The 14247-nt window shown below is 71.5% G+C and carries 14 protein-coding genes, 1 tRNA gene and 1 pseudogene; 9 read left to right on the forward strand and 7 right to left on the reverse strand.

Features of this window, described 5'->3' with window-relative positions:
• Positions 1–82: Lsr2 dimerization domain-containing protein (locus tag ACFOWE_RS33865; RefSeq protein WP_449301198.1), on the reverse strand; the 82-nt coding region annotated here is incomplete at its 3' end.
• A gap of 575 nt (positions 83–657) precedes the next feature.
• On the opposite strand from ACFOWE_RS33865, the gene ACFOWE_RS02885 reads away from it, so the two are divergent.
• The 4 genes and pseudogenes from ACFOWE_RS02885 to ACFOWE_RS02900 form a co-directional block, all read left to right on the forward strand.
• Positions 658–996 carry a hypothetical protein gene (locus ACFOWE_RS02885; protein ID WP_377285179.1) on the forward strand — a complete coding sequence of 113 codons (339 nt, stop codon included), beginning with the start codon at positions 658–660 and terminating at the stop codon, positions 994–996.
• Positions 997–1006: 10 nt separating this feature from the next.
• Positions 1007–1318: an AfsR/SARP family transcriptional regulator gene (locus ACFOWE_RS02890; RefSeq protein ID WP_377285327.1), complete on the forward strand. Its 312-nt coding sequence runs from the start codon at positions 1007–1009 to the stop codon at positions 1316–1318.
• 65 nt (positions 1319–1383) lie between these two features.
• Entirely contained in the window at positions 1384–2493 is a 1110-nt protein-coding gene (locus ACFOWE_RS02895) for a hypothetical protein (RefSeq protein ID WP_377285180.1), read from the forward strand.
• Positions 2411–2908: pseudogene (locus ACFOWE_RS02900) on the forward strand (nitroreductase/quinone reductase family protein); the annotation flags it as partial. The gene ACFOWE_RS02895 and the pseudogene ACFOWE_RS02900, both read left to right, overlap by 83 nt.
• Before the next feature lie 219 nt (positions 2909–3127).
• On the opposite strand, the gene ACFOWE_RS02905 reads toward ACFOWE_RS02900, so the two are convergent.
• From ACFOWE_RS02905 to ACFOWE_RS02920, 4 genes are all read right to left on the reverse strand, one after another.
• Positions 3128–3448 carry a hypothetical protein gene (locus ACFOWE_RS02905; protein WP_377285336.1) on the reverse strand — a complete coding sequence of 107 codons (321 nt, stop codon included), beginning with the start codon at positions 3446–3448 and terminating at the stop codon, positions 3128–3130.
• 294 nt (positions 3449–3742) lie between these two features.
• Positions 3743–4096, reverse strand: coding sequence for a hypothetical protein (locus ACFOWE_RS02910; protein ID WP_377285337.1), 354 nt, complete (start codon positions 4094–4096; stop codon positions 3743–3745).
• A 125-nt stretch (positions 4097–4221) separates the two neighbouring features.
• Positions 4222–4677, reverse strand: coding sequence for a hypothetical protein (locus ACFOWE_RS02915; RefSeq protein WP_377285181.1), 456 nt, complete (start codon positions 4675–4677; stop codon positions 4222–4224).
• A gap of 111 nt (positions 4678–4788) precedes the next feature.
• Positions 4789–5364, reverse strand: a complete 576-nt coding sequence (locus tag ACFOWE_RS02920; RefSeq protein ID WP_377285182.1) for an ArsR/SmtB family transcription factor — start codon at positions 5362–5364, stop codon at positions 4789–4791.
• 74 nt (positions 5365–5438) lie between these two features.
• Here ACFOWE_RS02920 and ACFOWE_RS02925 point away from each other — a divergent pair, with 74 nt between their 5' ends.
• A complete protein-coding gene (locus tag ACFOWE_RS02925; protein ID WP_377285183.1) occupies positions 5439–6701 on the forward strand; it encodes an MFS transporter in 1263 nt (420 codons plus the stop codon).
• A gap of 154 nt (positions 6702–6855) precedes the next feature.
• On the opposite strand, the gene ACFOWE_RS02930 is transcribed toward ACFOWE_RS02925, so the two are convergent.
• Positions 6856–6940, reverse strand: a tRNA-Leu gene (locus tag ACFOWE_RS02930).
• Positions 6941–7106: 166 nt separating this feature from the next.
• On the opposite strand from ACFOWE_RS02930, the gene ACFOWE_RS02935 reads away from it, so the two are divergent.
• The 3 genes from ACFOWE_RS02935 to ACFOWE_RS02945 all read left to right on the forward strand — a co-directional run bounded on the left by ACFOWE_RS02935 (position 7107) and on the right by ACFOWE_RS02945 (position 10712).
• Positions 7107–8414 (forward strand): M20/M25/M40 family metallo-hydrolase, encoded by a 1308-nt coding sequence (locus tag ACFOWE_RS02935; protein WP_377285184.1) that lies wholly within the window; start codon positions 7107–7109, stop codon positions 8412–8414.
• Between the two features lie 105 nt (positions 8415–8519).
• The gene (locus tag ACFOWE_RS02940; RefSeq protein ID WP_377285185.1) at positions 8520–9152 is read left to right on the forward strand and encodes a hypothetical protein; all 633 of its coding nucleotides are present in this window, start codon (positions 8520–8522) and stop codon (positions 9150–9152) included.
• A gap of 234 nt (positions 9153–9386) precedes the next feature.
• The gene (locus ACFOWE_RS02945) at positions 9387–10712 is read left to right on the forward strand and encodes a chaplin family protein (RefSeq protein WP_377285186.1); all 1326 of its coding nucleotides are present in this window, start codon (positions 9387–9389) and stop codon (positions 10710–10712) included.
• Between the two features lie 256 nt (positions 10713–10968).
• Here ACFOWE_RS02945 and ACFOWE_RS02950 read toward each other — a convergent pair whose 3' ends face one another.
• Positions 10969–11154: a DUF5703 family protein gene (locus ACFOWE_RS02950; protein WP_344858943.1), complete on the reverse strand. Its 186-nt coding sequence runs from the start codon at positions 11152–11154 to the stop codon at positions 10969–10971.
• A 156-nt stretch (positions 11155–11310) separates the two neighbouring features.
• On the opposite strand from ACFOWE_RS02950, the gene topA reads away from it, so the two are divergent.
• Entirely contained in the window at positions 11311–13968 is a 2658-nt protein-coding gene (gene topA, locus ACFOWE_RS02955; protein ID WP_377285188.1) for a type I DNA topoisomerase, read from the forward strand.
• The last annotated feature ends 279 nt before the right edge of the window (positions 13969–14247 follow it).

The raw sequence follows: 14247 nt of genomic DNA on the forward strand, positions 1-14247 counted from the left end.
CTTCGAGGGCGAAGGAGACGGTGCCCGACGCCTCGCCGCCGTCGAGGTCGTCGACGAAAGTCTCCACGACCTTCTTAGCCATGTCATGCTCCAGATATGTTGTGGTGAGGCGTACCTTAGCGGTTCACGAAAGTTCTTCAACTCCGCGGGATCGGATGTGATGACCTGCGGAGTCCTCTCCGGTAAGAGGAGCTACCAGAAGCGGTGCGGCCACCGTACCCCGATCTCGCGATCGCGGTCCGGTCGTGCCGGACCTCGAGGCCTTCGATTTCCTCCGTCCTTCTCCATAACGGTTCCCCGGAGATCGAGAGGAAATTGAGATTTTTCAGACTCTGAAGTCCCTCTTCCCCCTAGATGGAGAACGAACGTCCTCTCCCGTGCGGGGCCGGGGACCGGGACTCGCGGCCGGACCACGGAAGAGGACGGAGCCTCTCTCGCGGGGAACGGGGTCCGGTGCCGCGGCCGGGAGGAGACGGGCCGCGCGGCCCTGCCCTTCTCCGGGTGATCGGCCGGGTGATCGGCCGGGTGATCGGCCGGATGGTCGTCGCCGCTCGGTGACACGCAGGCCGGGCGAGGGGCGTCGCCGGTGGAGACCCCGCACGGACGCCGGAGCGACCGGCCGCCTTTCACGGATCGACAGGCATATTCTTCGCTTCCGTGTCTCGGCGATCTTTGTTCCTGTGGGCGGCGGCTCTGGTGGTGGCGCCGGCCCCGGCGCTGTTCTCCTGGATGAGCGGGCTCCTGGGCTGGGGCGGCGGAGAGCGGTCGTTCCTGTGGATGTCGTCGGGATGGTGCACCGGCTACGCGATCAATGACGAGATCCGTGGCCTCCTCGCTCCGGTCAGGGCGCTCCCGCTGCTGTGGTTCGGCTCCGCGCCGCTGGTCGGCGCGGCCTTCGCCGGCTGGTGGCTGAGCATCCGGGTGCCGGACGGCACCGTCCAGCTCCTGATCATGGTGTTCCCGGGGAAGGAACAGAAGCCGGTGATCCACCGGTGACGCGGATCCGATCGGCTCACGGGACGCGGCCGAAGGGCTCGTCGCCCACCCGCTCCGCGAGAACGCCGTCCGCCTGCTCGCGCTGGCCCACTACCGGTCAGGACGGCAGGCGGAGGCGCTGGCGGCGCTGCGCCGGACCCGTGAGGCCCTCGCCGACGAACTGGGCGTGGATCCGGGACCCGCCCTGCGCACGCTCGAGGCCGACATCCTCAACCACAGCGCCGCGCTCGACGCGTCCAGGGCCGTCTCCGCTCCCGCTCGCCCCAGCGCCGCACCGTCCCCCCGCCGTCCGCCCCGCCATCCGCCGCGCCGGCCCGGATGATCCGCCGTACGGCGGAGCTCGCCCGCCTGGTCTCAGCCGCCGGGCAGGCGGAAGGCGGATTCCGGGTGGCCTGGCTCGGAGGGGATCCCGGAGCGGGCAAGAGCACGCCGGCCGAGTCCCTGCTGCGCCGTCTGGCGGGCAGGCTGTCCGCCACCCCGGTCCTGGTGGTGCTGACCCACCGGCCCTCCGAGAGCGGTGACGACCTGTCGGCGACCGGGGCCGCCCTCGCGGTGCGGACGGCCGAGCACGTGACCCTCCAGGGACTCGGTGAGGACGACGTCCGCCGCCTGCTGCTGGAACGTTCCGGGGTGGACGCCGACCGGGAGACCGTCCGCACGGTCGCCGAACGGACCGGCGGCAATCCGCTGTTCGTGACCGAGACGGCCCGGCTGCTGGCCGTCGAGGGGGTGTCGGCGGCCCGTTCGCTCCCGCCCGGGGTGCGCGACCTCATCCGCAGGAGGATCGCCCGCCTGCCCGCGGCGGCCCGCACGACGCTGCGCAACGCGGCGGTCATGGGCCGGGACGCCGACGTCGACGTGCTGATCGAGATGCAGGACGCCGACGAGGAGACCGTGCTCGACGGCCTGGAGGCAGGGGTGGTCGCCGGACTGCTCACCGAGCCGGGGCCGGGCAGGGTCCGCTTCACCCACGTCCTGGTCCGCGAGGCCCTCTACGAGGACATCGCCCGGCTCCGCCGTACGAGGCTGCACGGGAAGGTCCTGGCCGCCCTGGAGCGCACGCGGCCGGGGGACGCCGGCGCGCTCGGCCACCACGCGCTGGCCGCCGCCACGGCGGCCACGGCCCGTGAGGCCGCCGGGTACGCGCGCAGGGCGGCGGCCCGGGCGTCCGGCCTCTACGCCCACCGGGAGGCGGTGACCCTGCTCGAGGGCGCGCTGCAGGTCCTCGACCTGGGGACCGAGCCCCCCGGACGACGTCCGGCTGGATCTGCTGTGCCTTCCGGTCTCCGCGCAGGCGAGCGCCGGGGACGTCGTACGGGTGGCGGCCACGCGCGGCGCCGCCCTGGCGGTCGCCCGCGACCTCGGCGATCCCGCCCTGCTCTGCCTGGCGCTCAACGCCCGCTACTGGGCCGCGATGCTGCCGGACGCGGGGACGAGCTGGCCGCGGCCCGGGCACGCATGCCGGGCTCGGTCGACGAGTTCTACTTCTGGAGCTGAGGGAACGGGGCAAGACGATCCCGCTTCCTCGTCGCGCTCATGCGGTGGGTGTGCGACAGGCAGGACCGGCGGGCGCAAGCCCGCCGCCGTACGGGGCATCCCCGTCCTGCTCCTCACCACCACGGGGCGGAGGAGCGGCCTGCCCCGGACACGACCGATCGGGTACGGCAGGGACGGCCGCCGGTTCGTCATGATCGCCTCGAACGGCGGCGACGACGCCACTCCCGCCTGATGGCTCAACCTCCGCCACCACCCCGTGGCGGACATGGAGGTGGGCGGCCCGGACGGGCCCACCGCGCTGAAGGTGCGCGCGAGCGAGGCCGTGGGCGAGGAGTACGAGCGCCTGTGGCGGATGATGAGCACCCGCCACCCCGGCTATCTCCGGTACAGGGCCATGACCCGGCGCCGCATCCCGGTCGTGGTGCCCGATCCCCTCGACGCCCTCCGGACTGACGCTGGCGGTCGCGACCGGTGCCGGGCCCGCACAGGCGGGTCCCGCCCAGGCCGGCCGCTCACGGGGGCAGCGCCACCCGCGGAGGCGGCGTCGGATCAGGAGGTCAGGCGGGAACGGGAGCCGAGCGGCGGGCGGCGCCGTCAACGGCGTGACGACCGGAGATCCGGGTGCCCGGTACCCTCAGCAGTCCGCGCGGCCCCTCCCGGCGACGGCGACATGGGCCACGGCACCGGGTCCGCCGCGAACGGCCCGGCGGTACGCCTCACGGGCGGCGGCGCGGATGCGTTCCGGGGCTGCGGAGGGGGCAGGGGCGACGGACACGTAGACGTGCACCGTGCCGTCGACCTCCGCCAGGCGCACGTCGTCCACCGCATGGGCGAACGCCTCGTGCAGGGCCTCCCGCACCGCGAGCAGCGCGACCGGAGCGACCGGGGCGGTGGTCTTCTCTTCGTGGTCCTGCCGCCGGCGGGTCGGACGGGGCTCGCTGCGCAGAATCGTCATGACTCAACCGTGCCGCCGCCCGCCCGTCGCGGGGAGGGCCGAAGGTCCCCCGTCCCCGCAGCGGTGGACCTGTCCGCGCGACAGGCCGGTACAACGCAGAAGAGCCCGCTCCGGAGAGCGAGCTCTTCAATCGGTGAAGATGTGTCCGAGGGGGGTCTCGTACCCGATCACTACGCCCCGGTCGTCTCCGCCGGCCTCTCCCTCGTGGACGAGAGACGCGCGGCGTTGGTCCCGATCATCGTCCGCTTTCCGGATGCCGCGGTCTCTGATCCGGCCGGGACGGCTCGGCTCGCTTCATCGGGCGCGGCGGACGATCTGATCGATCGCCGCCATGAGTTCCGCATCCTCGGCGAGCGGTGGTTCATCGGTGTCGTTGCAGCAGGAAGGCTTCGGCTGGGTACGGCCCGCGCCGTGCCCGGACCGGTCCGGCAGGCCGAATGCCTCTTCGAGGAAGGCGTACGGATCAGTGCGGTTATCGTGTCTGTTCAGGATGAGGAAGGCGATGGTGTCGACCTCGGGGAAGGCCATCACCAGCCTCCAGTTCTCGGGGAGCCGGACGACGCAGAACCGCGGCCAGTTTCCCGGGCCGGACAAGCGGTAGTGCGCGGCCGCGCATCCCCGTTGCGCCGCGTCGCGATGGACGTGCACGAAGGACTCCCTGACACGTCGTGGTGTCCGGGCGTCCCGTACGACGACGTCGACGTGCTTGGCCACGATGATGCGGAACCGGGCCGGTCGGGAGCCTTCTCCGGCACGGCGAGCGCGTCGGCTCATCAGCGGAGCAACTCCTCCAAGTCGTCCTCGGAGTACTCCACGAAATCAGTGGTGCCGGACATGGTGTCCTGAGCTCGCTGCAGGAGGTCCCGATCACGGAGGGCGTCGATGACTCTCGCCAGGCGGCGGCGGCCGGCCTCGCCCTCCTCCATTTCGCGCAGCACGACCAGCGCTCTGGCCAGCGAGGTGGCGGAGACCCGAGCGACACCCCGCCCGGGCACCGCTTCCAGGACGCCGTGGCGAATCCACGCGCGGACGGTGGGGAGGGTCACGCCGAGGAGTTCGGCCGCTGTCGCCAGGCGGACCGCGGAGGGGTGCGGTCCCTGGTCGTGCCGCTGGGTCATACGCCGGACGGCGGCATGGAGGGCACGGTCCGAAGCCCGGTGCTGGGCGAGGGAGAGCAGGTCGGCAAGATCCTCCACTACGAGGCGGGCCTGCTCATCGGGAACTGCCATGCGCTCATCGTAGCTCGTCTTATTTCAAAAATAAGCTTGTTTTTGAAAGAAATGTGATGGATCAGGATGCTTGGTGGAGCTGCGACGGAGGACGAGGCCCCGCCTGAGTTCTCACTGGGCAGCGAGCCGGTGGAGGACGACGATGCCGCCGTAGGCCGGTTCGCCGAGGCGTTCGCCGTCCGTGGCGATGTACTCGTCGAGGATCGCGAGGATGCGCCGTTCCAGCGCAGTGGCGTCCTCGGGTGACAGGTGCAGCATGAACCGGGCGAACGTCTGGACGGACTCCGGGCCCGCCTCGCGAAGCTCGTGCTGGAACGCCTCGATCGGAGCGAGTGCGGCCTGTGGGTCTGCGGCATCCACCGGGGTGCTCAGCCACCATGACAGCCCGGTCGACCGGTAGGGCTTCTCCAGCGCGCCGCCGGCGCCGGTGCGGATCGGCGCCGACTCCAGGAATCCCGCCTCGGCAAGTTGCCGCACGTGGTAGAGCACCGTACCCGGATCGCGGCCGATCCGGTCGGCGAGTTGTTTGTTCGTCAGCTCCTGCTGCGCGCACAGGCGCAGGATGCGCACGCGCAGGGGGTGGGCCAGGGCCTTGGCCTCGCGGACCGTCGCCGCGCGACGTCTGTGTTGCACTCGCGGAGAGTCGTCCGGCTGCTGTTCCTGTCCCGCGCCGACCTGTTCGCCCACGGCCGTCATCGTATCTACTCGTGGACTGGAATACATCGATTGATTTTTATCCATCGATGGAAGAAGCTCCATTCATGATGGACTCCACTCGCGCGCACGCCTCTCCAACACGACGATCATCCCTGGGCGCCTGCTACTGGAGGCTGTGGGCGTCCAGCGGCCTGTCCAACCTCGCCGACGGCATCGTCCGCATCGCGCTGCCGCTGATGGCCGTGCAGGTCACCCGCTCTCCTGCGCTGATCGCGGGTCTGACCATCGCGCTGACGATTCCCTGGCTGCTGTTCGCGCTGCACGCCGGCGCCATGGCCGACCGGCTCGACCGCCGGAAGGTGATGCTCGCCGCCAACGCGGCGCGCGTCGCGCTGCTCGCCGGGCTCGTGCTGCTCGTCGTGCTCGGCACCGGTTCGATCTGGGCGCTGTACGCCGTCGCGTTCTGCCTCGGCACCGCAGAAACGATCTACGACACCGCAGCGCAGTCGATCCTTCCCCAGATCGTGCACCGCGACCGGCTGTCACGCGCCAACGGACGGCTGTACGCGGCCGAGCTGACCGCGAACGAGTTCATCGGCCCGCCTCTCGCGGGTCTCCTCATGGCCGCGGGCGTCGCCGTCGCCTTCACCGCTCCCGCGATCATGTGGATCCTCGCGGTGGCCGCCCTCCTGCTGGTGCGCGGGTCGTTCCGGATCGACCGGGAGGGAGGCACCAGCCTGCGCGCCGACATCGCCGAAGGGCTGCGTTTCCTGTGGCGCCACAGGTTGCTGCGCACCCTCGCGGTCATGGTCGGCGTGTTCAACTTCGCCACCAACGCGGTACTGGCCGTCTTCGTCCTGTACGCGGTCGGGCCGGGGTCCCCGATGGGGCTGCCGGAGCCTGCCTTCGGCCTGCTGCTGACCGCCATCGCCGCCGGGAGCCTGTGCGGATCGCTGGCCGCCGAACGGATCGAGCGACTGCTCGGCCGGGCGCGCTCCCTGGTGACGGCCTTCGCATGCGGTGCACTGCTGGTCGGCGTGCCGGCGGCGACGACTCACCCTCTCCCGATCGGTGCGGGATTCTTCATCGGAGGCGTCGGGATCGTCCTGTGGAACGTGGTCACGGTCTCCCTGCGGCAGCGGATCACCCCCGACCGGCTGCTCGGCCGGCTCAACAGCGGCTACCGGCTCGTCGCCTGGGGCACCCGCCCGCTGGGTGCCGCGGCCGGCGGCCTGCTGGCCTCGGTCTTCGGGCTCCGCGCGGTGTTCGCCACCATGGCCGTGCTGGTCCTCCTCCTCATCGCGGGCATGAGGACCTTCACCGACGACGACATGGACACCGCCGAACGCGAGGCCGGTCACGTCTGAACGCGCACCGGGCTGCCGCGGGGATCCTGTTTCAGCGGATCACGAGCACGAACGCTCCGCGGACCACCGCGTGCGGGACAGGGACCCGCGCGACAGGCCGGTACAACGCAGAAGAGCCCGCTCCGGAGAGCGAGCTCTTCAACCGGTGAAGATGTGTCCGAGGGGGGACTTGAACCCCCACGCCCCGCAAAGGGCACTAGCACCTCAAGCTAGCGCGTCTGCCATTCCGCCACCCGGACGTGGTGCCTGCACGTGGGACCGTCATCCCTCGTCGGCGGACCTAGGTTAGCAAACCTTCGAGCGTGCGTCATATCGGCGACCGCCGAGGTCCGAGGGGGATACCGGTCGGTGTCCGACCGGCGGCAGGATGGGGAGCGCAAGCCGTACTGAACCGAAGGAGTCGACATGACCGCGCTCAATGGGGAGGACGAGGTCGTCGAGCTGTGCCGCGACCTGATCCGGATCGACTCGACCAACGCCGGCGACAACACGGGGCCGGGTGAGCGGGCCGCCGCCGAGTACGTCGCGGAGAAGCTGGCCGAGGTCGGGCTGGAGCCGCGGATCCTGGAGTCCGACAGCCGCCGGGCGAACGTCGTCGCCCGCATCGCCGGAGAGGACCCCTCTCGCGAGGCGCTGCTGCTCCACGGGCACCTCGACGTCGTCCCCTTCAACGCCGACGACTGGACCCACCACCCGCTCAGCGGGGAGATCGCGGACGGCTGCGTCTGGGGGCGCGGCGCGGTCGACATGAAGGACATGGACGCGATGATCCTGGCGGTCGTCCGGCAGCGGCTCAGCGAGGGCCGCCGCCCGCCGCGGGACGTCGTGCTGGCCTTCACCGCCGACGAGGAGGCCGGCGGCTCGTACGGCGCGCAGTGGCTGACCGAGAAGCACGCGGACCTGTTCGAGGGCTGCACCGAGGCGATCGGCGAGGTCGGCGGGTTCAGCGTCTCCCTCGACGAGGCCCGCCGGCTCTATCTCATCGAGACGGCGGAGAAGGGCATCGCCTGGATGCGCCTGACCGCCAAGGGCCGTGCCGGGCACGGCTCCATGCTCAACGACGAGAACGCCATCACCGAGCTGGCCGACGCGGTGGCCCGGATCGGGCGGTACCAGTGGCCGGTGCGGCTGACGCAGACCGTCAAGACGTTCCTGGCCGAGGTCTCCGAGGCGCTGGAGCTGGAGCTCGACGCCGACGACGCCGAGGCGACCGTGGCCAAGCTCGGGCCGCTGGCCCGGATGATCGGCGCCACCCTCCGCAACACCGCCAACCCGACCATGCTGGCCGGCGGATACAAGGCCAACGTCATCCCGCAGAGCGCGGTCGCGCACGTGGACGGCCGCTTCCTGCCCGGGCACGAGGAGGAGTTCTTCGCCACCATCGACGAGCTGCTCGGCCCCAACGTGACCAGGGAGTTCGTCTACCACGACATCGCGCTCGAGACGGGGTTCGACGGCCCCCTGGTGCGCGCGATGGCCGACGCGCTGGCCGCGGAGGACCCGGGGGCGCTGGCGGTGCCGTACACGCTGTCGGGCGGCACCGACCTGAAGGCGTTCAGCCGGCTGGGCATGCGGGGCTTCGGGTTCGCGCCGCTCCGGCTCCCGGCCGACCTGGACTTCTCCGGGATGTTCCATGGGGTGGACGAGCGGGTACCGACCGATTCGCTCCGGTTCGGCGTGCGGGTCCTTGACCGTTTCCTGGAGAACTGCTGAGACGTTCTCCGAAAAGCCATTGCACTGACTCGACGTAGTGCTAGCGTGACTCTCCGTTGAGGGGGGCTGTGTTCGCGCAGCCTTGCCAGGAGCTGGGGAGGTCACGTGGCGCGCACGCCGGACGGTCAGCGGGAGGTTCTCCCGCCCGTCGTCCCGTGCGTGCCCGTGCGTCCTTCCTCCGATGACGCGACCGCCGCCCGGGATTCCCGGGCGGCTCGGTTCGCGCTGGGCGCCCGGTCGGTCGTCAGGCGGTTCGCCGCGGTGGGTGGTCTGCTCGCCGCCGGATGGCTGTTCGCGATCGTCTTCGGGCTCCTCGGTGCCGCCCCGGCGGCCGCGGACAGCGCCTCGGTGACCGAGGTGCTGTCAGAGGCGGTGAGCTCAGGTGCCCTCGGTGTGGCCGCTTCCGGGCCGGCCCTCCAGGCCGGTGACTTCCCCACGGAAAGCGGTCATCTGTCGGCGACAGGAAACGCCGAAGCAATGGCCGGGCGAGGTGTCGACGGGCTCACCAGCCAGTCGACGCCGGGTCACCCGGCGCACTCCACCGTTGACCACAGCGCCGGCGCGAACGGGTTCGTGCCCCAGAGCAGCGGTGGGTCCGGCTTCTTCGGGCCGGGCGTGGGAGACATCGCGCGGTTCGTCTTCGACCCGCGCCTGCGGGCGCAGCGCGCACCGCTCGCGTGCGTGCTTCCTCCCGTGGTCCGCACAGCGGCGGACGATCCTTCTTTCTCTCCCGACTGATCCCGCCTTGTGGACCGGCCTCGCTTCTCCAGACGGACGTGCCGGTCACGCGGAACGCGCCTTGGTCCCCCGGACGGGGAGCCGTTCCGCGCAACGGGTGATGAGCGATTCCAATTCTCGTGACGGCTGCGTGGGCGTCCGCTGTGCGATTCCCACCGGAACCGCGTCTGTCTCCGCATGCCGTGCACGGGATGTCAGGTACCCCCGATATGAACACCTCAAGGAGCTACAAGCATGCGTACGTGGGTTAAGAGGACCAGCCCGGCGGCCCTTCTCGCGCTGGGCGCCCTGTCCCTCGGCAGCGGCACGGCCTACGCCGACGACACCTCGGGCAACGGCTCGATCCTCGGCGGCAACCAGCTCAGCATCCCGATCACCCTGCCGATCGACATCAGCGGCAACGCCGTCTCCGTCATCGGCAAGTCGGCGGCCCACTCCGAGGGCGGCGCCTCCGTCCAGCAGTCGGGCCAGGGCGGCGCGGGCGGCAACCGCACCAGCGGCGACGGCTCCATCCTCGGCGGCAACCAGGTCGTGGCGCCGATCACGGCTCCGGTCAACGTCTGCGGCAACGCGGTGGCCGTCATCGGCGGCGCCAAGGCGGGCTGCAAGGGCGGCGCCTCCGTCAAGCAGTCGGGCCAGGGCGGCGCGGGCGGCAACCGCACCAGCGGCAACGGCTCCATCCTCGGCGGCAACCAGGTCGTGGCGCCGATCACGGCTCCGGTCAACGTCTGCGGCAACTCCGTCGGGGCGGTCCTGGGCGGGGCGTTCGCCGGCTGCAAGGGCGGCGCCGAGGTCACCGACGGCGGCAAGAAGCCCGGCCACGCCTACCACAACGGGCACGGCGGAGGCTCCGGCGCGGGCGGCAACCGCACCAGCGGCAACGGCTCCATCCTCGGGGGCAACCAGGTCGTGGCGCCGATCACGGCTCCGGTCAACGTCTGCGGCAACTCCGTCGGGGCGGTCCTGGGCGGGGCGTTCGCCGGCTGCAAGGGCGGCGCCTCCGTCAAGCAGTCGGGCAAGGGCGGCGCGGGCGGCAACCGCACCAGCGGCAACGGCTCGATCCTCAGCGGCAACCAGGTCGTCGCGCCGATCACCGCGGTGGTCAACGTCTGCGGCAACGCGGTGGCCGTCCTGGGCGACGCCGCCGCGGGCTGCCTCGGCGGCGCCAACGTCGGCGGCCCGGACCATGGCAAGGGCCACCACAAGCCGGGCAAGCCCCACGGCAAGCACTCCGCCGGCCTGCTTCCGGCGCTGCCCGTCGTCCCGTCGCTGAACAACGGCCAGGGCGCCGACCGCCAGTCCGCGGCTCCGGCCGCCGCCGGCGTGCCCGGCCTCTCCGAGGCGCCCGGCCGTCCCGGCTCCTCGCTCCCCTCCACGGCCGACCTGACCAAGGCCGTGCCCGTCGGTGACATCGGCCTGATGAGCGCCGCCCGGCCCGCGGGCGTGACCGGGATGACCTCCGGCTCGCTGCTGGCCCTGGTGCTCGGCGGGATGGCGGCGGCCTCCGCCACGCTGTTCTCGCTCACCCGCCGCGTCCGCACCGGCCGGCACCACGGCTGAGGAGCGGCGCTCCACCGGGCCGGCCTCCCCGCCGAGGCGGCCTGACGACCAGTCTCCGCGCCGGACGGGACGGGCGGCCACCGTACCGCTCGCCCTGCCGTCCGGCGCGGGGCGGCCTCCCGGCCCGCCGGGAGGGACGCAGACGCTTTGCCCGTTCCGGGGGCGTGGCCCGGGACGGGCAAAGCCATGTCCGGATCATCCGCGGCGGCGGCTCACAGGACGGTCCATGGCCGGTTCCGGACAGACATGTCCCGGGTCACATCGTCTTGGTCGCACGTATGATCTTCCGGCGCAGTCGGACGTCCCGGCGGCCGTCGGGATACAGTCGCAGGCGGTCGAGTTCCCAGCCGCCGTATTCTGCGTGCTCGGTCAGGATCTGGCGGGCCGCGTTCCGGGAGGTGCCACGCGGAAGATGAAGAACCAAGTAGGAGTAGTCCAGCACAGCGGTTAGTCTCCGAAAGGTGGGCTGGGGGACGTCGGTGCTCATCGGGATTTATTCTGCGTCCTTACGGCTCCCCTCGAGAGTGCCCCCGACCAGGATCGGGTAGCTCGAGGGGGACAACGGGGAACGAATGTGAACAGCGAGGTAGGAAGCAGCGTGCCAGCCAAGAACGGCAACGCCGGCGGAACCCGCCTGGTGATCGTCGAGTCGCCTTCCAAGGCGAAGACCATCGCCGGGTACCTCGGCCGCGGCTACGTCGTGGAGTCCAGCATCGGGCATATTCGCGACCTCCCTCAGAAGGCCGACGACATCCCCGAGAAGGACAAGGGCAAGCCGTGGGCCCGCCTCGGCGTCAACGTCGACCACGGGTTCGAACCACTCTACGTCGTCAACGCCGACAAGAAGGCCCAGGTCAGCAAACTCAAGCAGCTGCTGAAGGAGGCCGACGAGCTCTACCTGGCGACCGACGAGGACCGCGAGGGCGAGGCGATCGCCTGGCACCTGCGCGAGGTGCTCAAGCCCAAGGTCCCGGTGCACCGCATGGTCTTCCACGAGATCACCCCCCGGGCGATCCAGGAGGCGGTGGCCAACCCGCGCGAGCTGGACATGCGCCTGGTCGACGCCCAGGAGACCCGGCGCATCCTCGACCGCCTCTACGGCTACGAGGTCAGCCCCGTGCTGTGGAAGAAGGTCAAGCCGCGGCTGTCGGCGGGCCGGGTGCAGTCCGTGGCGACCCGGCTGGTCGTGGAGCGCGAGCGCGAGCGCCTGGCGTTCACCAGCGCGAGCTACTGGGACCTGCAGGCGCGCTTCGACACCGGCCGCGACGAGAGCCCTCGCGACTTCACCGCCACGCTGACCGGGGTGGACGGCCGGCGGGTCGCCCAGGGCCGCGACTTCGCGAGCAGCGGCACGCTGAAGACCGCCGACGTGCTCCACCTGGACGAGGAGGCCGCCCGGGCACTGGCCGGACGGCTGGCCGGCACGGCCTACACGGTCGCCTCCGTCGAGCGCAGGCCGTACACCCGCAAGCCGTACGCGCCGTTCCGGACGACGACGCTGCAGCAGGAGGCCAGCCGGAAGCTCGGCTTCTCGGCGAAGACCACCATGCAGATCGCCCAGCGGCTGTACGAGAACGGCTTCATCACCTACATGCGGACCGACAGCATCACGCTGTCGGAGACCGCGGTGGCCGCCGCCCGCAGCCAGGCCATCAAGCTGTACGGCGCCGCGTACGTGCCGGACAGGCCGCGCGTCTACGCCAGCAAGGTGAAGAACGCCCAGGAGGCGCACGAGGCGATCCGCCCCTCCGGCGAGGAGTTCCGCACGCCGGGCGAGACGGGCCTGACCGGCGACATGTTCCGGCTGTACGAGCTGATCTGGCAGCGGACCGTGGCCTCCCAGATGAAGGACGCGGTCGGCGAGTCGGTCACCGTCAAGGTGGGCGGCGCCTCCAGCGCGGGCGAGCGGGTCGAGTTCAGCGCCTCGGGCCGGACGATCACCTTCCACGGCTTCCTCAAGGCCTACGTCGAGGGCGCCGACGACCCGGCGACCGACCGCGACGACGCCGAGAAGCGCCTGCCCAGCCTGACCGAGGGCGACCGGCTCACCGCGAGCGAGCTCGCCACGCTGGGGCACGCCACCAAGCCGCCCGCGCGCTACACCGAGGCCTCGCTCATCAAGGAGCTGGAGGAGCGGGAGATCGGCCGGCCGTCGACCTACGCGTCGATCATCGGGACGATCCTCGACCGCGGCTACGTGTTCAAGAAGGGCACCGCGCTGGTCCCGTCCTTCCTGGCGTTCGCGGTGGTCAACCTGCTGGAGCGGCACTTCGGCCACCTCGTCGACTACGACTTCACCGCCGAGCTGGAGAAGGTCCTCGACGACATCGCCAACGACCGGGCGGAGCGGGTGCCGGAGCTGCGCCGCTTCTACTTCGGCGACGGAGGCGAGGAGGAGGGGCTGAAGGAGCTGGTCACCGACCTCGGCGAGATCGACGCCAAGGAGATCAGCTCGTTCCCGATCAAGGGCACCGACATCATGATCCGGGTGGGCCGCTACGGCCCTTACCTGGACCGCGACGGCGCCCGGGTGAACATCCCCGAGGACATGGCCCCCGACGAGCTCACCGCCGAGAAGGCCGAGGAGCTGTTCTCCCGGCCGAGCGGGGAGCGCGAGCTGGGCCACGACCCGGCCACCGGGCACATGATCGTGGCCAAGGACGGCCGGTACGGGCCCTACGTCACGGAGATCCTCCCCGAGGAGCCGGCTCCGGCCGAGAGCGCGAAGAAGCGCACGAAGAAGGCCGACGCGCCCAAACCGCGGATCGAGTCGCTGTTCAAGACGATGACGCTGGACACGATCACGCTCGAGGACGCGCTGCGGCTGCTCTCGCTGCCCAGGCTCGTGGGCGAGATCGACGGCGTCGAGGTCAAGGCGCACAACGGCAAGTTCGGTCCCTACCTCAAGAAGGGCACCGAGTCGCGCTCGCTGACCTCGGAGGAGGACCTGTTCACGGTCACGATCGAGCAGGCCAGGGAGCTGTTCGCGCAGCCCAAGACCCGGGGCCGCCGGGCCGCCGCGCCGCCCCTGCGCGAGCTGGGCGACGACCCGGTCTCCGGCAAGCCGATCGTGGTCAAGGAGGGCAGGTTCGGGCCGTACGTGACCGACGGCGAGACCAACGCCTCCCTGCGCAAGGACGACAGCGTCGAGCAGATCACCACCGAGCGGGCCGCCGAGCTGCTGGCCGACCGGCGTGCCCGGGGGCCGGCGCCCAAGCGCACCACCCGCACCACCAAGGCGAAGGCCAAGACCTGACCGGGACGGCCGCGGCCCGGACGCGGACGGCCTGAGCCGTGGCCCGGACGCGAACGGCCTGAGCCGTGGCCTGAAGAGCCTGATCGGACCCCTGCCCTGCCCGGGGCGGGGGTCCGGCCGTTCCGGGCCGGTACCGGATCCGGCCCGGGTGCCTGAGAGCCCTCTCAGCCCGGCGGGAACGCCTCGGCCGCCGCGGGCGTTCTGCAGAGCGCGCCGTCCGCGCCGGGTGTGCCCGCCGCGGCGCGCTGGACGTTTCACCAGGACATGCCGGGTATGGTC

This window comes from Planomonospora corallina (assembly GCF_042650625.1).
GTDB lineage: Bacteria > Actinomycetota > Actinomycetes > Streptosporangiales > Streptosporangiaceae > Planomonospora_B > Planomonospora_B corallina.

Excerpts from the sequence above, each read along its gene's own strand:
- ACFOWE_RS02905 (WP_377285336.1), bottom strand. The coding sequence starts at position 3,448 with ATGACGATTCTGCGCAGCGAGCCCCGTCCGACCCGCCGGCGGCAGGAC.
- ACFOWE_RS02925 (WP_377285183.1), top strand. The coding sequence starts at position 5,439 with ATGATGGACTCCACTCGCGCGCACGCCTCTCCAACACGACGATCATCC.
- ACFOWE_RS02945 (WP_377285186.1), top strand. The coding sequence starts at position 9,387 with ATGCGTACGTGGGTTAAGAGGACCAGCCCGGCGGCCCTTCTCGCGCTG.
- ACFOWE_RS02915 (WP_377285181.1), bottom strand. The coding sequence starts at position 4,677 with ATGGCAGTTCCCGATGAGCAGGCCCGCCTCGTAGTGGAGGATCTTGCC.
- ACFOWE_RS02935 (WP_377285184.1), top strand. The coding sequence starts at position 7,107 with ATGACCGCGCTCAATGGGGAGGACGAGGTCGTCGAGCTGTGCCGCGAC.